The organism is Thermococcus celer Vu 13 = JCM 8558, assembly GCF_002214365.1.
In the GTDB taxonomy this organism is placed as follows: Archaea; Methanobacteriota_B; Thermococci; order Thermococcales; family Thermococcaceae; genus Thermococcus; species Thermococcus celer.
On record NZ_CP014854.1, the window covers coordinates 1756258 to 1779994 of the forward strand.

General features: G+C 55.4%; 27 protein-coding genes and 1 tRNA gene. 14 read left to right on the top strand and 14 right to left on the bottom strand.

Annotated elements, in window-relative coordinates; all coding sequences use genetic code 11:
* Positions 1 to 5: 5 nt before the first annotated feature.
* The 5 genes from A3L02_RS09545 to A3L02_RS09565 all read left to right on the top strand — a co-directional run bounded on the left by A3L02_RS09545 (position 6) and on the right by A3L02_RS09565 (position 3617).
* A complete protein-coding gene (locus tag A3L02_RS09545; protein WP_157895764.1) occupies positions 6 to 1085 on the top strand; it encodes a hypothetical protein in 1080 nt (359 codons plus the stop codon).
* On the top strand, positions 1078 to 1800 hold the full coding sequence (locus A3L02_RS09550; RefSeq protein ID WP_088863692.1) for a hypothetical protein: 723 nt from the start codon (positions 1078 to 1080) through the stop codon (positions 1798 to 1800). The genes A3L02_RS09545 and A3L02_RS09550 overlap by 8 nt, the downstream gene beginning before the upstream one ends.
* A gap of 18 nt (positions 1801 to 1818) precedes the next feature.
* Positions 1819 to 2376, top strand: a complete 558-nt coding sequence (locus A3L02_RS09555) for a hypothetical protein (RefSeq protein ID WP_088863693.1) — start codon at positions 1819 to 1821, stop codon at positions 2374 to 2376.
* Positions 2377 to 2380: 4 nt separating this feature from the next.
* Complete coding sequence (locus A3L02_RS09560) at positions 2381 to 2884, top strand: hypothetical protein (RefSeq protein WP_088863694.1); 504 nt, start codon at positions 2381 to 2383, stop codon at positions 2882 to 2884.
* A gap of 91 nt (positions 2885 to 2975) precedes the next feature.
* The gene (locus A3L02_RS09565) at positions 2976 to 3617 is read left to right on the top strand and encodes a hypothetical protein (protein WP_088863695.1); all 642 of its coding nucleotides are present in this window, start codon (positions 2976 to 2978) and stop codon (positions 3615 to 3617) included.
* A gap of 88 nt (positions 3618 to 3705) precedes the next feature.
* On the opposite strand, the gene A3L02_RS09570 is transcribed toward A3L02_RS09565, so the two are convergent.
* From A3L02_RS09570 to A3L02_RS09585, 4 genes are all read right to left on the bottom strand, one after another.
* A complete protein-coding gene (locus tag A3L02_RS09570) occupies positions 3706 to 4092 on the bottom strand; it encodes a ribonuclease III family protein (RefSeq protein WP_088863696.1) in 387 nt (128 codons plus the stop codon).
* Between the two features lie 104 nt (positions 4093 to 4196).
* The gene (locus tag A3L02_RS09575) at positions 4197 to 4484 is read right to left on the bottom strand and encodes a DNA-directed RNA polymerase subunit L (RefSeq protein WP_088863697.1); all 288 of its coding nucleotides are present in this window, start codon (positions 4482 to 4484) and stop codon (positions 4197 to 4199) included.
* Positions 4474 to 5106, bottom strand: coding sequence for a DUF2067 family protein (locus A3L02_RS09580; RefSeq protein ID WP_088863698.1), 633 nt, complete (start codon positions 5104 to 5106; stop codon positions 4474 to 4476). The genes A3L02_RS09575 and A3L02_RS09580 overlap by 11 nt, the downstream gene beginning before the upstream one ends.
* Before the next feature lie 2 nt (positions 5107 to 5108).
* Entirely contained in the window at positions 5109 to 5696 is a 588-nt protein-coding gene (locus A3L02_RS09585; protein ID WP_088863699.1) for an exosome complex RNA-binding protein Csl4, read from the bottom strand.
* A gap of 118 nt (positions 5697 to 5814) precedes the next feature.
* Between A3L02_RS09585 and A3L02_RS09590 the strand changes: the two genes are divergently transcribed.
* On the top strand, positions 5815 to 7692 hold the full coding sequence (locus tag A3L02_RS09590; RefSeq protein WP_088863700.1) for a threonine--tRNA ligase: 1878 nt from the start codon (positions 5815 to 5817) through the stop codon (positions 7690 to 7692).
* On the opposite strand, the gene A3L02_RS09595 is transcribed toward A3L02_RS09590, so the two are convergent.
* The 4 genes from A3L02_RS09595 to A3L02_RS09610 form a co-directional block, all read right to left on the bottom strand.
* Positions 7682 to 8425 (bottom strand): hypothetical protein, encoded by a 744-nt coding sequence (locus tag A3L02_RS09595; protein ID WP_088863701.1) that lies wholly within the window; start codon positions 8423 to 8425, stop codon positions 7682 to 7684. The two genes, A3L02_RS09590 and A3L02_RS09595, sit on opposite strands and share 11 nt — an antisense overlap.
* A 263-nt stretch (positions 8426 to 8688) precedes the next feature.
* Entirely contained in the window at positions 8689 to 9372 is a 684-nt protein-coding gene (locus A3L02_RS09600) for a TBP-interacting protein (protein ID WP_088863702.1), read from the bottom strand.
* A gap of 103 nt (positions 9373 to 9475) precedes the next feature.
* A complete protein-coding gene (uppS, locus tag A3L02_RS09605; protein ID WP_088863703.1) occupies positions 9476 to 10270 on the bottom strand; it encodes a polyprenyl diphosphate synthase in 795 nt (264 codons plus the stop codon).
* Positions 10271 to 10275: 5 nt separating this feature from the next.
* Positions 10276 to 10800: a gamma carbonic anhydrase family protein gene (locus A3L02_RS09610; RefSeq protein WP_088863704.1), complete on the bottom strand. Its 525-nt coding sequence runs from the start codon at positions 10798 to 10800 to the stop codon at positions 10276 to 10278.
* Positions 10801 to 10871: 71 nt separating this feature from the next.
* Here A3L02_RS09610 and hjc point away from each other — a divergent pair, with 71 nt between their 5' ends.
* The 5 genes from hjc (at position 10872) to A3L02_RS09635 (ending at position 15375) form a co-directional block, all read left to right on the top strand.
* Positions 10872 to 11273 (top strand): Holliday junction resolvase Hjc, encoded by a 402-nt coding sequence (hjc, locus tag A3L02_RS09615; protein ID WP_088863705.1) that lies wholly within the window; start codon positions 10872 to 10874, stop codon positions 11271 to 11273.
* Complete coding sequence (locus A3L02_RS09620; protein ID WP_088863706.1) at positions 11263 to 12795, top strand: COG1470 family protein; 1533 nt, start codon at positions 11263 to 11265, stop codon at positions 12793 to 12795. The genes hjc and A3L02_RS09620 overlap by 11 nt, the downstream gene beginning before the upstream one ends.
* A gap of 78 nt (positions 12796 to 12873) precedes the next feature.
* Positions 12874 to 13911, top strand: coding sequence for a lysyl aminopeptidase (locus A3L02_RS09625; RefSeq protein ID WP_088863707.1), 1038 nt, complete (start codon positions 12874 to 12876; stop codon positions 13909 to 13911).
* A 104-nt stretch (positions 13912 to 14015) separates the two neighbouring features.
* On the top strand, positions 14016 to 14552 hold the full coding sequence (gene cyaB, locus A3L02_RS09630) for a class IV adenylate cyclase (protein ID WP_088863708.1): 537 nt from the start codon (positions 14016 to 14018) through the stop codon (positions 14550 to 14552).
* A 1-nt stretch (position 14553) separates the two neighbouring features.
* On the top strand, positions 14554 to 15375 hold the full coding sequence (locus tag A3L02_RS09635) for a hypothetical protein (RefSeq protein WP_088863709.1): 822 nt from the start codon (positions 14554 to 14556) through the stop codon (positions 15373 to 15375).
* Here A3L02_RS09635 and A3L02_RS09640 read toward each other — a convergent pair.
* Both A3L02_RS09640 and A3L02_RS09645 read right to left on the bottom strand, forming a co-directional pair.
* Complete coding sequence (locus tag A3L02_RS09640) at positions 15329 to 16189, bottom strand: ATP-binding cassette domain-containing protein (protein WP_088863710.1); 861 nt, start codon at positions 16187 to 16189, stop codon at positions 15329 to 15331. The two genes, A3L02_RS09635 and A3L02_RS09640, sit on opposite strands and share 47 nt — an antisense overlap.
* Positions 16186 to 17667, bottom strand: a complete 1482-nt coding sequence (locus tag A3L02_RS09645) for a TrkH family potassium uptake protein (RefSeq protein WP_088863711.1) — start codon at positions 17665 to 17667, stop codon at positions 16186 to 16188. Before A3L02_RS09645 ends, A3L02_RS09640 begins: the two co-directional genes overlap by 4 nt.
* A gap of 98 nt (positions 17668 to 17765) precedes the next feature.
* Between A3L02_RS09645 and map the strand changes: the two genes are divergently transcribed.
* Positions 17766 to 18653 carry a type II methionyl aminopeptidase gene (gene map, locus A3L02_RS09650; protein WP_088863712.1) on the top strand — a complete coding sequence of 296 codons (888 nt, stop codon included), beginning with the start codon at positions 17766 to 17768 and terminating at the stop codon, positions 18651 to 18653.
* 155 nt (positions 18654 to 18808) lie between these two features.
* Here the strand turns inward: map and A3L02_RS09655 are convergent.
* Positions 18809 to 18894 (bottom strand) — tRNA-Ser (locus tag A3L02_RS09655).
* A gap of 136 nt (positions 18895 to 19030) precedes the next feature.
* Here A3L02_RS09655 and A3L02_RS09660 point away from each other — a divergent pair.
* Entirely contained in the window at positions 19031 to 20206 is a 1176-nt protein-coding gene (locus tag A3L02_RS09660) for a CBS domain-containing protein (RefSeq protein WP_088863713.1), read from the top strand.
* Positions 20207 to 20212: 6 nt separating this feature from the next.
* On the opposite strand, the gene A3L02_RS09665 is transcribed toward A3L02_RS09660, so the two are convergent.
* From A3L02_RS09665 to A3L02_RS09675, 3 genes are read right to left on the bottom strand one after another with little or no spacing between them, the layout of a single operon-like run.
* Positions 20213 to 21328 carry a DUF835 domain-containing protein gene (locus tag A3L02_RS09665; protein WP_088863714.1) on the bottom strand — a complete coding sequence of 372 codons (1116 nt, stop codon included), beginning with the start codon at positions 21326 to 21328 and terminating at the stop codon, positions 20213 to 20215.
* Positions 21325 to 22584 (bottom strand): bifunctional sugar-1-phosphate nucleotidylyltransferase/acetyltransferase, encoded by a 1260-nt coding sequence (gene glmU / locus A3L02_RS09670; protein ID WP_088863715.1) that lies wholly within the window; start codon positions 22582 to 22584, stop codon positions 21325 to 21327. Before glmU ends, A3L02_RS09665 begins: the two co-directional genes overlap by 4 nt.
* Positions 22581 to 23393, bottom strand: coding sequence for an undecaprenyl-diphosphate phosphatase (locus A3L02_RS09675; RefSeq protein ID WP_088863716.1), 813 nt, complete (start codon positions 23391 to 23393; stop codon positions 22581 to 22583). Before A3L02_RS09675 ends, glmU begins: the two co-directional genes overlap by 4 nt.
* A gap of 55 nt (positions 23394 to 23448) precedes the next feature.
* Between A3L02_RS09675 and A3L02_RS09680 the strand changes: the two genes are divergently transcribed.
* On the top strand, positions 23449 to 23706 hold the full coding sequence (locus tag A3L02_RS09680; protein ID WP_054834226.1) for an MBL fold metallo-hydrolase: 258 nt from the start codon (positions 23449 to 23451) through the stop codon (positions 23704 to 23706).
* The last annotated feature ends 31 nt before the right edge of the window (positions 23707 to 23737 follow it).

Consider the following 23737-nt stretch of genomic DNA (forward strand, 5'->3'; position numbering starts at 1 on the left):
AGCGATTGAAGAACGGAGAGATTACAATGCCCCCTGCAATCGGGCCCACGCGGGTTTGGTGTATTACGCGCACAAGACCTGGGAAGAGGGAGGAATGTGGCGAGCTTGACGTCGGAAATCACAACTGGAGGGTTGAAGTGTTGGATGGTACGCTAAAAGCGTCCAAGAGTGGAAGTTTAAGTGTTTCCAAGCAGGCGGCTAATCTATTTGATGTTGCTTTGACCGCCTGGCCTGTGGAGCTTGAGGGTGGTGGTTTAGTGTTCCTGCAGGTTCACGTGTGGAATCACGCTAACTCGGCGATTTCGGTGAAGGGGTTCATCGAAGATGAAGAAGGGGCCGTGATTAAAAGGATAGATGGTTATGAAGGCAGGATTCCAGCGAAGGGCTATAAAAACCTGACGTTCACCTACAACCTCGCCGGAGTCGGGAATCACACGTTCAAACTCTTCCTCGATAATTACGATGGTGAACCAAACGGGGCGGGAGAAGAGCACTGGAGCAACGTTGCGGTGGAGGTGAAGCCAATGAAGGGAAGTGAGTTGAAGCAGGTGGGGTTTGATTGCAATGACCCAGAATTCAACTGGAAGGGTACGGAATACAAGGCTTCATTAGTGTGCAGGGCCTTTATTTACAATCCCACACAAAATGACATCTCTTTGAATGCTGTGGCGGTCAAAGAGTGGCATACGGACAACACAGACTTTACTAACTCTCTTGGCCCTTGGGTAGTAGTGGACTATCCCGATACAATACGGAGCTCTGAAACTTCTACGATAACCTTCAGGAATACAGCACACACATCACTTCACACACTTGAGATGGACCTGTTCGGGGTTTATGCCTCAATATCGCTAACGTACATAATATCACCACAGCATGGTGACGACGTACACTTCACAGGTTATGACACGATAAACATAAGGCAAGATGACAAGGACGTGGTAGTGGACGGTGGGACACAGGCAATTTTGGATTTTATTGGGGGTGAAGAACTTGTAGTTGCTGTTAGAACCAAAGATGCTTTAAAGACTTTGCCATTTGTAGTCCAATTCTTTAGGGAAGCGTGGGGGTGGATAAATGATTAGTTACTCCTTACTGCTCTTCATTTTCCTTTCCATCCTTTACGGGCTGATATTTTACCATGGATTCTGGAGGGGCGTCCACTTTGCATTGACGCTCCTTATAAGCCTGTTCATCGTGGTTGACCGGCTAACCAAGTCCACCATTAACGTGGGAGTAACCGCCACAATTTTAGCAATGACCCTTATAGCGTTACTCACCGAGATATGGATGGCTATAACAAACCCAAAACGGCAAAGTCGCGCCCTAAGAAAAATATCCATCGGAAAGAACACCTCACCTTTTTCACCACACATAGCCACGGCGGCGGCACTCCTGGTTGTTTTCTTATTGGTGTACGCGTTTGTTGAAAACATCAAAGGTCTTCTCCTGCTCGCGGCACTCGTGAGCTTCGTGGCACCCGACGTAGTGACAGTTGGTGTGGTGGGCTTTGTAACGGCGTACGTAATATACCTTGAAACAAACGTTTTTCTATCGGTCACGGCATTCCTGATCTTTATACCAATAGTGACCGGAATCCTGCCGGCTATCGTGGGAATAGCTTCGATATTCCTGTTGTTGGGATTTTTAGCCTCCCTGCACCCTGAAACTACACTGGAAGAGCTCGAAGTTACGGCTTTTGGGGTATTCTATTTAGTCGCCTTGGTTTTAGCTTACAGGTCAATAAACGCAAGCCCGCGGGGGGATGAGCATGCTGGAGAGGGCATATCACTCCAATGACGTAAAAGGGGGATAAATATGCTGGAAGTTCTCGATTTTATTTTCCTTTTAGTTTTGGTAATAGCCGTCATCGTTGGAGTAATCCTGGGCGGGATACTCGCGCTGGCGGCAACGGCGGTGGCTTGGGGCTCGCTTATACTCACCATAGGGCACGGCACCCGGCTCGATATAGGCCTTGGGTCTCTATACGTTGTGTTTTGGATGATGACCGCGACCCTTATCTTCTCTTTGAAAGTGTGGCCGGATAGAAGTAAATTGCATCCAGCACAGGCACTTGCCTTCGGGTATTTCCCGCAGGTGCTAATCCTTTTCATGATGGAGCATGTCTCGCTCAGTATCACGGGGCTCCTTGTGATTTGGCTATTGAACGATAAGTCTGTTTACACACGCCTGCCGCCTGAGTTTTTTGAGCGCAGGATTTTAACTTCGCTGTTGTACCTGCAGGCGGCCGTTGCCCTGCTGATAACCCGCTCGCCCTTCGCTATCCCGTACTTTTTCATGGTATGGTGGTGGATCAGGGTGAGCATGTCCAAGGAAGCGTTGATTAAAACCGAGCGGGATGAAGTGTTGGGGTGATACGATGGATTTGAAACGAAGGCTCTTTCGCCTTTCAATTTTTATCAACGTTGTAATCATGGCGTTCTCCGTTTATTACGTCAAAGTCCAGGACTCAGAATGGTGGGGTTATACATTTATCGGGATCTCTCTATTACTTGTGATGCTGGTATTTGGTTCTCCAGCAAAGGGATTGAGCAAGGAAAACAAGATCTTCCATCTGCTGGGCTATCCTCCCTTCTATCTCTCGGTCATGATACTGTTCTTCATCCTTTACTATAACATGAAACTGTTGGTTTTAGCGTTATTTTTAGTCATTTGGCTCATAGTGCTGACCGTTGATTACATCCAGAAGGATCTTAACGTGAAAAACGTGACCCTCTACTACGCAACTTGGGTGCTGGTGTCCTGGGCGTTTCTTTATAAATACTGCCTCATACCCCTGGCTTATACCGTGTCGACGCTCTACTTCCTTGCGCACGTTACTGAACTGATAACCCCAGAAAACTATGGGAAGGGATTGGGTTGAACCTTAAAGAAACAGGGCATGCTCATAACCGGGCGTTCGGCCCGATCCGATACGAAGATTAAGAACAAGAACGTGGTAGGAGGGTGATTCCATGAGGAAGGTAAGTGCCGGTGTGGCCTTTTCATACTTTTTCCCAATTTCACTGGTGATCGCCAATCTTAAAGTACTCACCGAATGGAGCGGGAGCGACAAGGTCGTTGCCGGCGGCCTGTACTCCCTCGTGGCCCTGCCGTTCTTCGCATTGAGCTATTACCTTTCAAGGAGTGATAGGACCTCCATTTTCTGGCTATCCTTTGTCCTTCCGGTTTTTGGATTTTATCCTCTTGTCTATTCGATAAAAGCCCCCTACTCTGTGATACTTTGGGCATTTATGCTCCTGGCCGCGTTCCTTCCCCTCAGCGATTCCGAGGTCGTGCGTTTGACATTTATTGAAGAGAATGGGCCCAACGCACTCGTAATGCTGATTCCACCTTTTATCTCCTTAATAAGTTTGGAAAAGGCGGTTCTCGGCATCGTGGGGCTTTCGCTGGTTGTCGTGTTGATCTACCTCCTGCGGCGCAACGTGTCCGTCCAGTACGTTTTGTCGTACGTTGTCACGTGGTCGCTGGTAAACCTGGACTGCGGCTTTGAAGCCCCGGGTTTCCTCATGGGCCTGATCTTTGGTTTGGGCATCTTTCACCTGATTCGTCGCCTCGAGGTGATATCCGCGACACTCAGCAGGTGGAACTATTAAAAACGCGAGAACATCACGATACAAAAATATGGGAAAACTCAATGGTTCCTTCCCGTCCTCCGTGTTAGGCCACCTTCCGGCGGAACCCTCACAGCCCCAGCCTCTCGCCTATCACCCTGAAAACCTCGGCGAAGGCCTTTCCCACCGCCTCCTTCTTCCGCGAGAAGTGGGTGACGTCCTCCGTGAGGTTCTCCCTCAGGATTTTGGCGGCCTCCTCAACCGTTATCCTGCCCTCGAGCCAGGCGTAGGCGAAGATGGCCTCCGCTACGTCTCCCTTGCCGTGCTTGTCAGCCCTCGGCGGGATAACGTGCCTCAGTCCTGCCAGCTCGAGCGCCACGCTGAGGGACGCGTTCGGAACCCTCTCGCCCGTCGGCCTGCCGAGGTACTCGCTCAGGGCGAGGGAAAAGGTGCAGTTGATCAGAGAATCGCCGAGCTTCGCGAGTCCTTTGTCCGTGAAGTCCCTCCCGTACCTCAAGCTCTCACCCGCTTTTTCTCGGAGGGATGGTCTTTAAGGTTTTTGAAGGGTAGAAAAAGGCAAAAGAGTTGTGGATAAAAACAGAACGGAGCCAGAGACGGTGGTTACTCGCCTATGGCCGACTTCCACGCCTCGAGAACCGCCCTCGACCTGTCGAATATCTTCTGGGCGGCCTCCTCGAGGGCCTTCTCGGGGGTCACCTCCCCGTCCGTCACGACCTTGAACTTCGGCTTCCTGGCCATGAGGACGGGATGCTCGATGGTGTAACCCGCGAAGGTAACGTGCTCGTTCTCGTGGAGCACCTCGTTGAGCAGGTTTGAGAAGGTGTGATCCTCACCCTCAAGGTAGAACTCGAGGACGTTTTCCTCACGCTTGATGACCTCAATCTTCATTTTCCTCACCCTCCAGATGTCTAAGGAGCCCCTTCATCGCCTGCTCCTTGTTCTTCACCAGTTCGTATTTAAACTTATCCTCCTTCCACTCGGCCAGCCCCAGCTCAACCAGGAGGTCGATGACCTCGGATGGGTCGAGGCCCTTGAGGGCCGCCACGGGAAGGACGACCTCCCTTATCTGCCGGGTGGTCTGGAGCGAGACGTCGGAGAGGTACCCGCCGAGCCTCTTAGCCAGGGAAACGAGCTCCTCCCACGGCATGGAGGTTACCAGTTCCCCCTCCCGAAGCTCAACCCTTTCGCCGAGCAGTTCCAGGGTCTTTACGAGTATGGGCGTTGGAACGCCCGTCCCCGCCTCGCGGAGGAGGTCGTCTATCCTGTAACGGTAGAGGCCGCGCTTGTCGGGGTAAAGCTTGGCCCGGACGCGGTTGTGTATCTCCCGTATCCTGCCGATGGCCTCCCTGATGTCGTCCTTCGTTCCCTGGACGTTTATCTTGAGGCCGTTGAGCTTGGCGTGGACGTAGATGAACGCGGGGAGGCGAAGCCTTCCTATCTCCCTCAGGAGTTCCTCCTTCTCCCTCTCGTCGTGAACGTGAATCGTTATTACCCTCTTCGCCCTTGCCATGCTCACACCTTCAGCTTCCGGTATAGGGAGGAGAGCTTTCTCGTCTCGACGTGGCCACAGCGGGGACATATCAACCGCTCGCCGCGCCGAACCAGCGCCGTTCTGCACCTCGAGCAGAGGGCGTAGACGACCCCCAGATCTGGCCCCTTGGTCGAGAGCTGTATGGGGCTCTTCTCGTTGGCTATGACCCTGGCCCGGACCACGTCTCCCACCCTGAACTCGTTTGACATGTTCTCGACGTAGCCCTCCCTGACCTGGGAGACGTGAATGCCGGCGAGCTTTGAGGTGGCTATCTCCCTGTCGTTCCTCCCCTCTATCTTAACGAGCTGGACTATGGCCGTCTGGGGCTTGACCTCTATGACCTTGGCGATTACTACATCCCCCACCTGCGGGAGGGGAGGCGTGTCCGTTACGGGCTCAACCCTGATTTCCATCCGCCCGGGGTCGATCCTTACCCTGCCCGCCCTTATGGCGTAGAGCTCTCCGTTCTCCTCCTTAACTCCCTCGCCGGGGAAGTACTCCTCGATGACACCGAGATGGTCTCCCGGAAGAACGAGATCGCCGTCTTTCACGCCTTTCTTATCATCCATCCTTCCACCTCCATGAGAGTTCCAGCTCTGATTTTTTAAGCCTTTGCCATCGGGGAGGATTTATAAAGGATGGGGAAAAGTTTTAGTGATTCCAATTGAGCCCACGGTGGTGGTTAGGATGAGAATGCTTCTGATACACAGCGACTATTTGGAGTACGAGGTCAGGGATAAGGCCATCAAGAACCCCGAACCGATAAACGAGGAGCAAAGGAAGGGCCGCCTCGATGAGGTTCTGGCGGTCTTTGCGAGCGTCGAGAAGGTCGACGAGGTCAACCCCGATGAGGTCGTCGAGAAGGCCCTCGCGGAAATAAAGGACGTCGCGGGTCAGGTTAAGGCCGAGAGGGTCTTCGTATACCCCTTCGCCCACCTCAGCAGCGACCTGGCGAAGCCCGACGTTGCCCTCGATGTCCTCAGGAAGCTCGAGGAGAGGCTTAAGGAGGAGGGTTTCGAGGTCAGGCGCGCCCCCTTCGGCTACTACAAGGCCTTCAGGCTGAGCTGCAAGGGGCACCCTCTGGCGGAGCTCAGCAGGACGGTGGTTCCCGAGGGCGAGGTGAACAAGGAGGAGCGCAACGTGGCCCTCGAGAAGGAAGAGGAGCTTAAGAGCTACTGGTACGTCCTCACGCCCGAGGGCGAGCTCATCGACGTGGAGAAGTTCGACTTCACGGGGCATGAGAACCTCAGGAAGTTCGCCAACTACGAGATAAGCAAGAACAGGGTGGCCGATAGGGAGCCGCCCCACGTTAAGCTGATGCTCGAGCACGAGCTGGTGGATTACGAACCCGGAAGCGACGCCGGAAACCTCAGGTACTATCCGAAGGGCAGGCTCATCAAGGGTCTCCTCGAGCAGTACGTCACCGAGAAGGTCGTCGAGTACGGGGCGATGGAGGTCGAGACGCCGATAATGTACGACTTCGAGCACCCGGCCCTCGAGAAGTACCTCAACAGGTTCCCGGCGAGGCAGTACGTCGTCAAGAGCGGCGACAAGAAGTTCTTCCTGCGCTTCGCCGCCTGCTTTGGCCAGTTCCTCATAAAGAAGGACGCCACGATAAGCTACCGCAACCTGCCTCTCAGGATGTACGAGCTCACGCGCTACTCCTTCAGGAGGGAGAAGAGCGGCGAGCTGTCCGGGCTGAGGAGGCTCAGGGCCTTCACGATGCCCGATATGCACACCGTCGCCAGAGACCTCAAGCAGGCCATGGACGAGTTCAAGAAGCAGTACAAGCTCAGCATGGAGGTTCTAAAGGGAGTCGGGCTAACGCCCGAGGACTACGAGGTGGCGATACGCTTCACGAGGGACTTCTGGGAGGAGCACGGGGACTTCATCGTCGAGCTGGCCAAGATAATCGGCAAGCCCGTCCTCGTGGAGATGTGGGACCAGAGGTTCTTCTACTTCATACTGAAGTTCGAGTTCAACTTCGTGGACAACCTCGACAAGGCCGCCGCGCTGAGCACCGTCCAGATAGACGTCGAGAACGCCGAGAGGTTCGGCATAACCTACTACGACGAGGAAGGGAAGGAGAGGTACCCGCTCATCCTCCACTGCTCGCCGAGCGGTGCCATAGAGCGGGTTATGTACGCGATACTCGAGAAGCAGGCGAAGCTCCAGGCCAGGGGGGTTAAACCAGCCTTCCCGCTCTGGCTCAGCCCGATACAGGTTAGGGTGATCCCGGTCAGCGACGAGGTCCTCGACTACGCGCTCTACGTTGCAGGAAAACTTGAGGGGGCGAAGATAAGGGTCGACGTGGACGACACCGGCGACAGGCTCAACAAGAAGATAAGGAAGGCCGAGAAGGAGTGGATTCCCTACATAATCGTCGTCGGCAGGAATGAAAAAGAGGGGGACACGATAACCGTCAGGAGGAGGAGCGACGGGAAGCAGGTAGAGATGAGGCTCGAGGACCTCGTAAGGGAGATAAGGTCCCAGACGGAGGGGTTCCCCTACAGGGCAAGGCCCCTGCCGCTTCTCCTGTCGAGGAGGCCGAAGTTCAGGGGTTGAGCTCTCTCATCTTCCGTATTTTAAGTTTTTCCACGCCCTTCTCCTTTGTAACGCGGAACGAGTACGTCTCGGGTTCAAAGTCCTCGTAGGGGGCGGATATCAGGTACAGGGTCTCCTTGAGACCGTTCTCCTCCAGCCAGGACCTGGCGACGATTACGTAGTCGCTCACCCCCGAGGCCCACGCCACGAACCTCTCCGAGACGACGTCCCGGTTTATCGACTGCGCCAGTACCGAATCCGGGAGTTCCTGACTTTTGGAAGCGAGGGTCTGGTTGAGGAGCCTGAGGGTGCTCTCCTCACCGAGGAGGAGCGAAACTCCATCGAGCGTGTGGATCAGTCTGAAAACTGGTCTTCCCTCCATAAACTCCCGTAGATGAGTGAAGTAAATCCGGTCTATCTTCGGGTTGAGGGTCTCCGGCTCGACATTGTCCAGGTAGAATACGTTCGGGAGGGGTTTCTTTGACCCGTACCTTGTACCGAAGAGGTCTATAATCGCAAGGTTTCCGTTCTCCAGTTCCCTCTCCACGTCGAGGCCAACCGTGCCGGCTTTCCTCATGAAAAGGCTCAACGGTCCCGAGTAGTTGGACACGATGGCAAAGTAACCCCTTTCAACCGCATGCCTGAGGAGAAGGAGGGGGATCCTCCACGCGGAAGAATAGGCATCGTAGATGATGCTTATGGTGGAACCCGGGAGGTACTCCCCTCGGAAGAGGTCGAGGATGTTCTTCTCCATTCATATCCCTCCCGGAGTTGGGGGAATGGGTGGCTCACCCGTTCTGGTTAGCCGTAACTTTTGTAAACATTGTTACGGTTAACCTTCCCTCCTCAGGCTTCATTGGAGGGCTTTCGGGGGGAACGGAAACTCCCCACATCTTCCGTTTCCAGCCCCCATTCGGGCTTAAAACCCCACATATCGGGGACATCAACAGTTAAACACGGAGCTATTTAAAGTTTTTTTGAAAAACAAAAATATTCAAATGTTGTGACAGTTACTATTTAGAGAACAGCCCCCTTCACGCCCTCTTTTATCTCGTTGAGGAAGTCCTTCGCCTCCTCGCTGAACTCCTTCAGGGGTACCTCCCTGCCGGACGTATCGTAGACCTTCCCGTCCTGGAAGTTTATCTCGAAGACCTCGTAGCGTTCCTCGCTCTGCTCGTAATGCTTTATCCCGTGTCCCTTAAGGTGTGTCTCGAGGCTCTCGACGTCAACGTACTTCCCGCACTTGGGGCACCTGTAGAACTGCCAGAACACGTAGTCCTGTCCCGCGAGCATGTTGTTCTTTACGTGCTCGAGGAAGGCCCCACCGAGGTACTCGTAGAAGTCCTCCTGAATCAGCCTTCCATCACCCTCGACCACCCTGAACCCGCTCCAGATGATGTGGTCGTTTATGTCCGCGAGCGTCGTCTTGAGGTAGCGGTAGGTGAGGATGAAAACCCCGTTGTGAACCAGGAAGACGCTCCTATCGGGAACGGCTATTATCCTGATGCCATCGCCGTTACCGTTCTCGGCCATCTCCCTGGCGTGCTCCCTGTTATCCGCGACCTCTATGATAACCTTCACGTTGCTCTTCTTGTGAACACCGATTATGCTCTCTCCCGTGATCTCCCAGTGGTAATCGTCTATGTACCTCACCTGGGCGTAGACCTTTTTGATCCTTGGACTCAGCTCACCGTAGGTCATTAATCACCACCGTTGGAAAAATCGCGCCCAACGTTAATAAGTTTAGCGAAAAATTTTAAAACGGGTCCTCAACGGTGAGGCCGGAGAGTCAGGAGAATGGACGCTACCTTCCGAAACGTCTCCCCCTCTTCTGGTACTCGCGGATTATCCTCAGAAAGTCGATCTTTCGGAACTCTGGGAAATAAACGTCAACGAAGAAGAGTTCGCTGTAGGCTATCTGATACAGGAGAAAGTTGCTTATCCTAACCTCGCCCCCGGTTCTTATGACGATGTCCGGGTCGGGCATTTTGGGGTAGTAGAGGTACCTCTTCACGAGGTCCTCGTCCACATCTTCCGGTCTGATCCTCCCGGCCAGGGCGTCCCTGACGATGTCCCTGACGGCATCGGTTATCTCGCTCCTTCCTCCGTAGGCCAGGGCTATGTTGAGGACGTAGTCCCCGTACTTCCTCGTGACCCTCTCCGCCTCTTCCGCGGCCTTCCTCACGTTCTCCGGGAGCATCTCCTTCCTCCCGAGAACGTTGACCCTGATTCTGTACCTGTGAACCCTCTCGTCCTTTACCAGCTCCCTGAACTTCTCCTCGAAGAGGTTCATGAGGGCCCTCACTTCCTCGGGGGTCCTCCTGAAGTTCTCCGTGGAGAAGGCGTAAACGGTGAGCGTCCTTATCCCGAGCTCCCGGCACCACTCGAGTATCTCCTCGAGCTTCCGGGACCCAAAGAGATGGCCGTACCACGGCGGTTTCTCCATCTTCCGCGCCCATCTCCTGTTCCCGTCCATTATTATGGCGACGTGCCTCGGAATGCTCCCCGACTTAACCTTATCCAGGAGGTAGTCCTCGTAGAGGTCGTAAACGGGCTTGAATAAAATACGGGGGACGTGGGAGACGAGACGGAAAATCATTCCCATCACTCAATTTTCTTCCTGCTCGAGGCGTGCATCTGAGCGAGCCTGATGTATATCTCGGCGTTCTCTTTCGTCCAGGCTATCTCTTCCTCGCTTAACTGCCTGACGACCCTGCCCGGAACGCCAACGACGAGGCTGTAGTCGGGTATCTCCTTACCGGGCGGGACGAGAGCCCCGGCGCCGATTATGACGTGGTTGCCTATCTTAGCCCCGTCGAGTACGACCGCGCCCATGCCGATGATGGTGTAGTCCCCTATCCTCGCCCCGTGGACGACGGCGTTGTGGCCGATGGTGACGTACTTACCGATTATCGTTGGCATGTTGTCGGAGGTGTGTACGCTGACGTTGTCCTGGACGTTCGAGCCCTCTCCGACGTAGATCTGCTCTATATCGCCCCTAAGAACGGCGCTCGGCCAGACGCTCGTCTTCGCCTCGAGGACGACGTCGCCTATGACCGAGGCTGTCTCGTCTATGAAAGCGGTCTCGTGAACCTTGGGCCTCTTCCCGGCCAGTTCGTAAATCGCCATCTCCATCACCGGGCTTAAATCTTTGGCATGGCTTATAAACCTAACCGGGTAACTTGGGGTGAGGGAGTCCCATGAAGTACCGGAGGGGAGCGAGCGCTGAGAGGGAGCTCATAAGGATGCTCGAGAAGGCGGGCTTCGCGGTGGTGCGCTCCGCCGGGAGCAAAAAAGTGGACATCGTGGCGGGCAACGGGAGGGTATACCTCTGCGTAGAGGTCAAGAGTACCCGCTCGGAGAGACTGTACTTCAGCGAGGAGGACTACGAGAAGCTCGTCTCCTTCTCGGAGAGGTTCGGCGCGAAACCCGTCATAGCTGTGAAGTTCGTGAACAACGGCTGGCGCTTCTTCCTCCCGGAGGACCTCGAGAAGGGCGGCAAAAACTATAAGCTTGGTCTGCAGACTAAGAACTACCTCACGTTTGACGAGGTCATCGGGAGGCAGAGGTCCCTGCAAGGGGTGATAAAGGGTGAAGCTTAGAGGTTTATTGCTGATAATCCTACTGATTCCGATTCTCCTTCCGCGGGTTAGCGCCCAGTCGCCGCTCGTAATCGTTCCGCTCAACGATGAGTTCTCAGGGGTTCCCGGTGATACGATAGTGATCCCGTTCCAGCTCAGGAACCTGGGGAACGAGACGGTATCCAACGTCACGGTCTACGTTACGGGCCCGACGAAGGGCTTTCTCTACGGGAGCAGGGTCATCCGGGAACCCATTGAACCCAACGGCACGATCTCGGAAAAGATATCCATCAAGATCCTCAACGTCAACCCCGGGGAGTACAACCTGACCCTGGTGGCCAGGGCGGGCTCGAGCTATTCCGAGGCCAAGATAAAAGTGCACGTCAAGACCTTCGTTGATTACACGCTCAGGGTGGACGTTAACGACGAGTACATCTACGGTAACAACGTCACGATACCCCTGAGGGTAACGTCCAGGGCGAACGCCGTCATCATCGGCAGACTGGGGTACACGCTCTCACGCGATGGAACCGTCCTGGAAAGGTTCGCCACGACGATCTACCTGAGGCCGGGGGAGAGCTGGGTTAAGGAGCTTAGACTAACGAAGCCCGAGGTCGGCAATTACTCCGTTTACTTCTGGGCCAACTTCGGGGGTGTTTTCAAGAGCAAAACCGCGGAGTTCAGGGTTTACCAGAGAAACCTGGGATACGACGCTTACTTCGAGAACGGGGCCATATACGTCCGCGTTTACGACGAGAAGGGCAGAGGGGTGTCTAATATTTCCGTGAAGATAAACGGGGTGTCCTTTAAGACGGACGACGATGGAACGGTCTCCTATCTCGTCGACGAACCCGGAACCTACGAGCTTGTCCTGAACCTCGACGGGAAGGTGGCGAGAACCCTCATAGATGTCAAAAAGCTCTTTTTGAGCGCGACCCAGGAAAACGAGACCCTCCTCGTTAGAGTGGTGGACTCGGCGGGGAAGCCGGTTCCAAACGTAACCGTGACCGCCTCCGGCCCCCTCGGAAAGGATTACTCAACGACGAACCCCTCGGGTATCGCGGAGGTGAACCTCGAGAAAACCGGCTACGGAACGTTAATGCTCCGTGCCGAAAGCAGCATGTACATAGGAGGAGAAACCACCGTCAGGGTGTCCCCACCGGTCAAACCAACGACCACCTCCTCAACTACCACGCCCACGAACATCCCCTCCGTAACCCCGACGACTCCAGAAAAACCCCCAAAGAACTACGGGCCGCTGGCGGCGATACTGCTGGTATCCGGTCTCCTGTTAGCCGGGACGTCCTACGCCGCCTTCTTCCGGCCGATAGTCCGGGAGGAGATGCTCGAGGGATACTACTTCGTCAAGGTCAAAGCTCCGAGGCTCGTGGGCATAGACGGGTTCAGGTTCGAGAGGGCCGTCAACGCGGTGGGGGTGAGGGCGACCAAAGGAAAGGCGGAGGTAAAGGATGGAGCAGTTGTCTGGGAGATAGAGCACCTCGATCCAGAGGAGGAGGCTTACCTCCAGGTCATCCTGGGCTGATACGGTTTTCTTTCCCTTCGTAAACCTTATTAAGTAATGCAAACACATTCAGATGGAAATCTAAAGGAGGCGAAAGCCATGGTGGACGTTGAACTGCTCAGAAAGGTTGTTGAGGCCCCGGGCGTCTCCGGGTACGAGTTCCTTGGAATAAGGGACGTCGTTATCGAGGCCCTGAAGGACTACGTCGATGAGGTCAAGGTTGACAAACTCGGCAACGTCATCGCGCACAAGAAGGGCAAGGGGCCGAGGGTGATGATCGCGGCCCACATGGACAAGATAGGCCTCATGGTGAACCACATCGACAACGACGGTTACCTTCACATCGTTCCGATAGGCGGTGTTGACCCCAGAACGCTCGTCGCCCAGAGGATAAGGTTCTTCACCGAGAAGGGCGAGCGCTTCGGCGTTGTTGGCCACATACCACCCCACCTCCAGAAGCCGGAGGACAGGAAGAAGGCCGCCGACTGGGACACCGTCGTCGTGGACGTCGGTGCCGATAGCAGGGAGGAAGCGGAGGAGATGGGCTTCCGCGTTGGGACCATCGGAGAGTACGCTCCAGCCTTCGTTCAGCTCAACGAGAACAGGATCGCCACGCCCTACCTCGACGACAGGGTCTGCCTCTACACCATGATAGAGGCGGCGAAGACTGTTGAGAACCACGAGGCGGACATCTACTTCGTCGCCTCGGTCCAGGAGGAGGTCGGGCTCCGCGGCGCGAGGGTCGCGAGCTACGCCATCGACCCTGAGATAGGTATTGCCATGGACGTCACCTTCGCCAAGCAGGTCGGCGACAAGGGCAAGATAGTGCCAAAGCTCGGCGGCGGGCCGGTCATGGACGTCGGGCCGAACATAAACCCGAAGCTCAGGGCCTTCGCGGATGAGGTGGCAAAGAAGTACGGGATCCCGCTCCAGGTCGAGGCTTCACCGAGGCCGACCGGAACGGACGCCAACATCATGCAGATAAACCGCGAGGGCGTTGCCACTGCCGTTCTCAGCGTTCCGATACGCTACATGCACAGCCAGGTCGAGACCGCCGATTTAAGGGACATCGACATGACCATCAAACTCGCCAGGCACCTCCTCGAAGAGCTTAAGGAGATGGACCTCACCCCGTGAGGAACCCTTCCCTTTCTTCGTTCTTTCTCTCCCGTGCTTTTCTTTCAGGGATAAAAGGAAAGATTTATCTTTTCCAAGGTCAATGTACTCCAGGAGGTTAGCCGATGATAGAGGTTGAGGTTAAGGGATACGCGGACGATGGCGTTTTTGAACGCGTCAGAGAGAAGTTTGAGTTGATAAGAAAGGAATACCACGAGGACACATACTTCAGGCATCCGTGCCGCGATTTTGCGGAGACCGACGAGGCCCTCAGGATAAGGGTAAAGCGCTTTGACGGCCATTTTGAGGCGTTTCTAACCTACAAGGGGCCAAAGATGGATACGAACTCAAAAACCCGCAAGGAAATAGAGGTTCCCATAAGCGACCCCGACAGACACGCGGAGATACTGAGGAGCCTTGGGTTCGAGGAGGTTCTCACAATTGAGAAGACGCGGGAGAAGTACTACGTGGACAAGGGGATAGTGATAGACCTCGACGATGTGGAGGGGCTCGGGAAGTTCGTGGAGGTAGAATGCCTAACCGAGAGGAGCGACATCGTCGAGGAGACCGTGAAAAAGCTCAGGGAAATCCTCGAGTCCCTGGGCGTTAAGAAGTTCGAGAGGCGCTCGTATCTGGAGCTGGCGATGGGGAAGGAGGTGTAGCATGGGGAGGCTGGACGAGTTCTTTAAATCACTGAAAGGCCAAGGGAAAAGGTCCGAACTTGAGGCACTCGAGGACATCGAAAGCGCCCTGGGGATGGGCGATATTGAACGGGCCCTCGAACTCACCGAAGAACTCGAGAGCGAGCCCAACCTGTTCCTCGCCCTGAGAATGATCATGCGCTCCATGAGGGAAAAGCTCCAGGGGGCAGGAGAAAAGGAGGACTCCGGCGAACCGGAGAGAATGAGGGCGAGTTTGAAGGAACTCATACCCCTGGTGAACTCGCTCTCCAATCCGCGTTACAGAGCGCTGCTGCTTGGAGATCTCGCCGTTCTGTTCTATCTTTTGAACGATGAGTTCAACGGAGACCTGGCCGTGAAAACGGCGATAAACCTCGCCGGAGACCGCGCGGATATAATCCGGGACGTGTTGATGATCCTCATAAATTCGAACCTCCTTAAGAAGGCCGGATACGCCATGAAGCTGGTTCGCGACCCCGAGAAGCTCGACGTCGTTCTTGCCCATCTGGCGGAGATCTTCTACCGTGAAGGGGACGTTGAGAAGGTCGCCCCCATCCTCGATCACATATCCAGCCCCTTCCACAGAGCGATGGCGCTCTATTACATGGCCCAGATAGAGAGCGAAAGGGACAGGGATACGGCCCTGAAGATACTAACGGCGGCGTTCAAGGTGGCGGAGAAGATAGAGGATCCCGAGACGCGGTTTGAGGTTATGCTCAAGCTCTACGACCTCAAGAATTCCCTGCTCGGCCAGTCCCTCAGCCTGAAGGACCTCCTATCCGGGAAAGAAGCTCCTCCTCAGTGAAGGCGGGGCTTTCGATAATTCCCCTTTTCCTGAGCTCGTGGGAGATCTCGAGGCTCGCCGGCAGTTTTATCCCGAGCTTCCTCAGGGTCTCGGCTTCCTCAGCAACTTCCCGCGGGGTGCCCTCGAGGACGATTCCCCCATCGTCCATGACCAGGATCCTGTCCGCAAAGCGGAATACGTAGTCCGTGTGGTGCTCAACCAGGACAACGGTCATCCCGTGCTCCTTTCTGAGGAGGGACACCAGACCCAGAACCTCCCTCTTCCCAACGGGATCCAGCTGGCTGGTGGGCTCATCCAGGACCAGAATCGCGGGTCTCATCGCCAGAACCGCCGCTATGGCCAGCCTCTGCTGCTGACCGCCGCTGAGGTTGGGTGGAAACTCCTTCTCGAGCCCCCTCAACCCCGTCACCTCCAGCGCCCAGCGGAGACGCCGGAGTATCTCGTTCCTGTCCAGACCGAGGTTCTCGAGCCCGAAGGCCACCTCCTCCTCGACCGTCATGTTGAAGAGCTGGCTCTCCGGGTTCTGGAGGACGAGACCGACCACCGTTGGGAGCTTTGAGACTGGCGTTTCTTTGGTGTTGTACTCCTCCCCGGTTCTTGGATCCCTTATCACGACATCGCCCGAGAACTCCCCCTTTATCGAGTTCGGGATTATCCCGTTGAGGGCGAGACAGAGCGTTGACTTCCCGCTTCCGCTCGGGCCGATCACTCCCAGCAGCTCCCCCTTCTTCACCTCAAAGCTCACGTCCTTCAATGAATAACTCCTGGCCCTCCGGTATTTGAAGCTGAGGTTCTCAACGCTGATGACCTTCATCTCCTCCTCACCATCCTGGGTGCCAGGAAGAAGACGCTTATTATGAAGACGAGGGTCGAGAAGATCTCCAGCCTTCCTATCCACATGTGGAGTATCAGGAGCACCTTCATGTCGAGGGGTAATGCGGGGGAGGTTATGCCCACGCTGAGCCCCACGTTGCCCTGGGCGGAGGCTATCTCAAAGAAGGAATCCGTGAGGTTCGTTCCCAGCCTTATCATCGTGTAGACCGTGCCTATGAGGAGGAAGGCGAAGTACGTCATGGTGAAGCTCATGACCTCCTGGACGTCCTCCTCGCTGAACACGTAGTTGCCCACCTTCCGCTTTATGACCGCTCCCTTGGGCAGGATGGCGCTCTGGAGGGTCCACTTCAGGCTCTCGTACATAAGGGTAACGCGTATCAGCTTTATACCGCCGGCGGTACTTCCGGCGCCGCCACCTATCACCATGAGGATCCCCAGGAGGAACTTGGAAAGCTCAGGATATTTGCTTAGGTCAGCGATTTCGAAACCGGTACAGGTTATCGCCGAGACTGAATGGAAGATCGCCTGCCTAAGTGCAGTTCCAACGCCGTCCCCGACCTGGGTGAGATTGAAGGCCATCAGCGCTATGACCGGAAGCAGAAAGAAGAACATGTACCTGACCTGAACGTCCTGGAAAAATGGCTTGAGGCGCTTTTCCTTGAAGAGGCGGTAGTGAACCGTGAAGTTCACAGCACCCATTATCATCAGGAATATCGTAACAGCCTCTATCGCGGTGCTATGGAAGTAGCCGATGCTGAGGTCGTGACTGCTCATGCCACCCGTGCCAAGGCCCGTCATGGTGTGCACAACGGCGTCGAACATCGACATGCCGTTGATGTAGTACAGGTAGATGCCCACGAGCGTTAGGGCGAGGTATATCTGGAATATGACCTTCGCCGTGTTGACCATGTTGGGGAGTATCCTCTCACTCCTCGCCTCCGCCCGGTAGAGCCTCGCGGCGGCGACGCCCGGACGGATAAGGACGGTCAGCGCGACTAACACTATGCCTATCCCACCGAGCCACTGCATCCAGGCCCGCCAGAAGAGGATTATACGGGGATAGCTCTCGAGGTGGCTCATCATGGTGAGACCCGTTCCCGTCCAGGCGCTCATGCTCTCGAACCATGAGTCTGTGAATGACATCCTGGCTATGCCCATGAAAGGAACAACGCTTATGAGCGAGGCGAGGAGCCAGGTGAAGGCCGCGGCTATCATGGCCTGTCTCAGGTTGACGTCTTCTATTTTTCCCATGTGCCTCGCCAGCCACGCCCCGAGGAGAATCGAGAAAACGCCCGGAGCCACAAAATAATACACGTAGCTTATTTCATCCGGGTAGAACCATATGAGCAGGATCGGGAAAAGGTAGGCGATTCCAACGCCCTGCAGGATCGCCCCTATGAGATTTTTAACCACGAACACATCGTCCGAGACGTTAACGTACTTCCTGAGCTCTAACATGGGCCCACCGTAGTGGTGGTACCCGTACCCAATAAAAGGTTTTTCATGGAGCGGAAGGTTTAAGGGGGAGTGGGGCCTTCTTATCCCGGTGATAGAAAGTGGACGGAAGGGATGCCCTCGTAAAGGCGGGGGAGATAGCAAGGCAGGTAAAGAAGGAAGTTTCAGGCATGATAAAACCAGGAGCGAAACTCTACGATATCGCCGAGTTCGTGGAGAAGCGTATAGTTGAACTGGGCGGAAAACCCGCGTTTCCCTGCAACCTCTCCCTAAACGAGATAGCGGCTCATTACACCCCCTACAAAGGCGACGGGACGGTTCTGAGGGAGGGTGATTACCTGAAGCTCGACCTTGGCGTTCACATCGACGGGTACATAGCCGACACGGCGCTGACCTTCAGGGTCGGGATGGAGGAAGATGAACTGATGGTCGCATCGAAGGAGGCCCTCGAGAACGCCATTAGCGTGATACGCGCCGGCGTTAAGATCAGCGAGATTGGAAAGGTCATAGAGGAGACGATAAGGGGCCACGGCTTTAACCCGATAGTCAACCTCAGCGGTCACAAGATAGAGCGCTACAAGCTCCACGCAGGGATAAGCATACCGAACATCTACCGCCCCAACGACAGCTACGTGCTGAAGGAGGGGGACGTGATAGCGATAGAGCCCTTCGCGACCACCGGAGCGGGGCAGGTCATAGAGGTTCCCCCAGCTTTGATATTCATGTACGTCCGCGACAGGCCCGTGAGGATGGCCCAGGCGAGGAGATTGCTCATGCACGTAAAGAGGGAGTACAACACCCTCCCCTTTGCCTACCGCTGGCTCCAGGGGGTCATGAACGAGGGAGGACTTAAGATCGCGCTGGCCCAGCTCGAGAGGGCCGGGGCGATATACGGCTACAAGATACTCAGGGAGGTCCGCGGTGGACTGGTGAGCCAGTTCGAGCACACGGTTATAGTCGAGAAGGATGGGGCTTACGTGACCACGTGAGTTCTGTTTTCATGTCCCATCCATTTATTCCTCCATAGAAGATTCTGCAGATCGAGGACCCACGGGTTTTCTCGTGGTATTCAACAGGAAGAACGAATCCGATGGAATCGTAAATGTTGGGGAAGGAGGAGAGAACCCTTTCGGGCCCGGCAGTCTGGCGCCGGGGCAGGGATTTGAACCCTGGTGGGTAAAACCCACGGGATCTCGAGTCCCGCGCCTTCCCAGGCTAGGCTACCCCGGCGCGGTTGGAGGTTCTCGCCAGGGTTTTATAAATCTTTCCGCGAAAAATTTATTAACCATGGTTAACTAAAATTGTCGTGGTTGCAAAAGTTTAAATCCCCGGCCGCCCTAATAGTAAGTGAAGGGAGGTGGCAGAGATGGTCGGTATTCTCGTGCAGGAAGTTATGACCGACAGGTTCCAGAAAATAGACATCGACGCCCCGCTTTCTGAGGCGATCGGAATCTTTGAGAAGGAAGACCCCGACCTGATTCTGGTCTTCGATGGAAACCTGTACAAGGGGGTTCTGACGCAGGATCTGATAGTGCGCTCCCACCTTAAGTGGGACCCAACCCGGGCCAAGGTCAGGGACGTTTACAAGACCGCTCCGGTTATCAAGCCCGATGAGGACCTCAGCAAGGCCGCCAAGCTCATGATGGAGGTTGATCTGCGCTCCCTCCCCGTCGGGGAGAGCAAGGCTGAAATCATCGGGGTTATAAACGATATGGAGTTGCTGAGGAGGATAACCCAGGAGGAGTTCGGGAAGAGGAAGGTCGAGGAGTTCATGACGAAGGACGTCATAACCCTTAGGCCTGAAGACACCGTCGCGAAGGCGTTCGCAACCATGCGCGACAACGCAATATCGAGGATACCGGTGGTCAACGAGGAGGGCAAGCTCGAGGGCCTCGTGACCCTGCACGACCTCATCATAAGGTTCATCAAGCCCCGTTTCAGGGCCCAGTACGGCGAGATCTCGGGTGAGAAGATACCCCCCTTCAGCATGCCGCTGCGTGACGTCATGATGCGGGGTGTTATCACCATATCCCCGGAAGCCACCCTCAGGGAGGCCGTTGACACCATGATGGAGAACAACATCGACGGTCTTATAGTCGTCGACGAGAACAACCGCGTCAAGGGTGTTCTCACCGTCAAGGACATGCTGCTCCCGATATCGAGAATGGTCGAGAAGGAGGCCCGCTTCTACCTCCAGCTGGGCGGTGACGCCTCAGTGCTCAGCGACTTCACCAGGGAGAGAATAATAGAGGATGTGAAACGCTTCGTCGACGGCTACGAGGAGCTCCTCGGACAGGAGGGGATAATCTACCTTTACATAAGGCGCTTCAACGAGCGCTTCAGGGGGGTTCACCTCTACCAGGCGAGGATGCGCGTCGTAACCGACAGGGGGATTTTCGTGGCGACCGGGGAAACGTGGGGTGCAATACAGGCCGTTCACGATGCCCTGCGGGCCATTGAGAAGCAGATACTCCAGAAGGCGGAGCTTGAGAAGGACACCCGCTACTACAAGCGCTTCCTCGAGAGGATGGGGTTGGATTGAGGGGGATCACTCCCCCCGAAATTCTCTCTCCAGGATTTTTCTCTGTGCCGGATCTAACGTGCTTGGATCCGTGACGAGTATCACCGTCCCGTTGGCAACGAGCACGCGGTCCTTCACGTTCAGGAGGAACTTCATGGTTCTCTCAAAGCCGTTCTCTATGATCAGGTACTCCACGGCGTCTATGTACAGAACGCGGTAACCGCTCTCCACGGCCTTGGTTATCAAATCGGTTAGTATTCCTATCTTGGTTGGGCTGATGGCGTATATCCTTGGGGAGTCGTGGATCTCCCCCTCCGCGACCCGTGTAATCCAGAACACCAGCGCATTTGGGTTCAGCCTGTTTCGAATATCGCCCAGGTCCCCCCTCGTTATCGCAAGGAGGTTCGGAAGTTCCTCGATATTCCCAAACTCCTTAACTACAGCACCCCTCGAAGGATAGAGAAAGGTTCCGGGAGGTATTGGCCCCGGTAACATGGCATTGGGGCCCGCCGGGGAGATGAGGATGAAGACGAACTTAAGCGCGCCCACCGCCGCGATCAGTCTGAACAGAGCACCCAGTGAGAATCCTATCGGGACGAACCAGTCAACGTTCCTGGTCACCGGGTAGGTGAAGTTCAGGAGACCCAGGAGTATCAGTCCCCACGGGAAGAGCGAGTCTACACCGCTGGTCGATATCTCTCCCTCCATCAGAATCCAACCGAAGTACACGAGGGCGAAACTATACGAGAAGATCGGAAACGACGATTCCACGGCGAAGTCATCGTGAAAGAGATTAGCCGCCACCAGGAACAGCCACACGTAGGAAGCCGCCAGGAACACCGAGATGTACACGACGTGCTTGAGCTTGCTCGTGGTGTATTTGAGGTGAAGGGCTCCCCATATGAGGAGGGCCGCTATGAAGAAGTTAGGTATCTGAGAGGCGACCCTGTACGCCGCGGGGGCCATGTTAATACCGAGTGGAGTAAAGATGTAGCTCTCAACGTCCAGGGCGTTTATGAAGAACGCCGTGCTCAGCAGGACCCCGCCCTTGTCCCGGGTTTTGTAGGCCTTGTAGGCAACGGCGATGAACAGGGCCCATCGGGACAGGAAGTTGGTGACCGAAACTACGGTTCCCAGATTCATCTCTTCATCACCTTCTTTTCCTGTTTAACGACCACGAGGCTCCCGCTCGGAACGTTTCTATCCACCACGACCCCAGGCCCGATGAACGAGTTGCTCCCTATCTTCCTTCCCGGGTAGATGCTGACGTTTATGCCAACCTTCACGTTGTGGCCGATTATGGCCCCGAGCTTTCTCCTCCCCGAGTCCTCGAGCTTGCCCTTGACCTCGACCCTCACAGAACCTTTGTCGTGCCTCAGGTTCGCCGTGATCGTCCCGGCGCCGAGGTTGGTATCCTCCCCGATTATCGAGTCACCAACGTAGTTCAGGTGGGGGGCGTTGCTGTGGTCCATTATTATCGAGTTCTTGACCTCGACGGCGTTGCCAACGTGGCAGTCGTCGCCGATGCTCGTGTACGGCCTTATGAAGCAGTTGGGGCCTATGCGGGAGTTCCTGCCTATCTTAACGGGCCCGATTATGTAGGCCCCGCTCCTCACGACGGTTCCCTCGCCGATCTCCACGGGGGGGACTATCGTGGCGCCCTCCTCGACGATGCCCCTGATGTCGTGTTTCAGTTTGTTCTTCAGGAGGTACTCGTTCAGCTCGAGCAGGTTCCACGGCCTCCCGACATCGTTCCAGTAACCCGAATAGATCGCGTAAGCCACCCTTTTTCCTTTTCTTATCATAAGGTTTATCGTGTCCGTTATCTCGTACTCCCCGCGTTCGCTGATCGCGGTCTTTTGAAGGAACTCGAAGACGTCCGGTTTGAATATGTAGAGCCCGAGGTTCGCGTAACCCGGGACGTTTCCAGGCTTTTCTCTCACCGCGGAGACGAGGTTCCCCTGAACCTCAACCTTACCGAAGTGGCCCAGGTCATCGAACTCCTTGACGAGAAGGGCCGCGTCCGCCTTCTCCCGCCTGAAAGCTGCCAGGAGTTCCTTCACTCCCTCCATCTCGAAGTAGATATCGCCGTTAGCAACCATGAACTCCTCCCCGTCTATAAGTTCCCTGGCCGACTCTATGGCCTTGGCGGTGCCTTCGCCCGGTAACTGGTCAACGTAGGTTATCGGCTTGCCGTTGAACTCGTCCCCCAGGCCTCGGATGAGCTTCTCCTTCTCGTAGCGGACCACCACAACGAACTCGTCCACGAAGGGGTCGAGGTTCTCCAGCACGTACTCGATTATCGGCCTGTTGGCCACTTTGAGCATGACCTTTGGTCTATCGTCCGTCAGGGGGCGAAGCCTTTCCCCTTTTCCAGCGGCGAGTACAACACCCTTCACAGGATCACCTCCAGCAGGTAGACTATTACGGGTATCAAACCAAAGACCGCGATGAAAGTCCTATCCCCAAGGGCGTCCACGACCCGTAGCAGACCTTCCATCGTAAGTATGCTCGTCACGAACGCCGTCAGGAAAGCGGTAAAGAGCAGTGAAACAGGAAGCGCCGGGACCCATCCGCTCACAAAGGCGAGCTTCACGATGAAATAAACGGGGGCTATGAGGAAGCTCAGTTCGAGGGCTCTTTTTGATGGAAGACCGGTGGCGATCAGGCCGAGGAACACGAACCCGCTCCTCGAGAAACCGTTCACCACGGAGATCCCCTGGAGCAGCCCGGAGATTATCGAGTCCAGGATCGTCGCATCGTCCTTTTCCTCTCCCATCCTCTCCCGGGTTTTCCTTAGAACGGGCCGAAAACGGTCCAGGGAGAGGGCAAGCAGAAGGATCAGCAATCCGGCGATTGCGTTGATGAGGTCAGTGAACGTTGAGCCGGTGAAGTCCTTCAGACTGGTGAGCAGGGGGTAACCGATCAGGATCGTAAAAACGGTGGCGTAGAGGAGGTACCTCATGTCCGAGTTCAGGGTCCCGGTCAGGGCCCTCTGGGAGCCGAGTGAGAGTCTCCTCCAGAAGTAGAAGAGGGGAGCGAAGGCCACACCGAGGTACGCCGGAACGAGATAATCGAGGTAAGCCGGGGTTATAACCCCAAGAAGTTTCATTATCGAATATCCTTCCGGACTGATGGGGAACCACGAGGAGAGCGCCACAACGAGGCCCGATACCAGAGGGGCCACGTATTCACCGATGCTAAACATGGGGACCACACAAGGGTTTTAATCCCTGGAAAAATAAACTTTTCGAGGGAACGCCATGAGGCTCACCGTAATCTACGAAAACCATGCGGGCTTCAAAAAGGGTCTCCTCGGTGGAAAACCCATCAAAGCCCTCATCGGCGGGTTCCACCTGAGGGGAACTGGCAAAGAAGTTCTGGACGATGTCGTTGAGAGAATCGATGCGGAGAGGCTCTACGCCGGCCACTGCACCGGGCTCGACCCTTACGCGTACCTGAAATGGAGACTCGGCGATAGGCTGGAGGCGCTTCACGTCGGAAAGACCATCGAGCTTTAGCGAACCTTTAAATACCGGGCGGAAAAGCTAA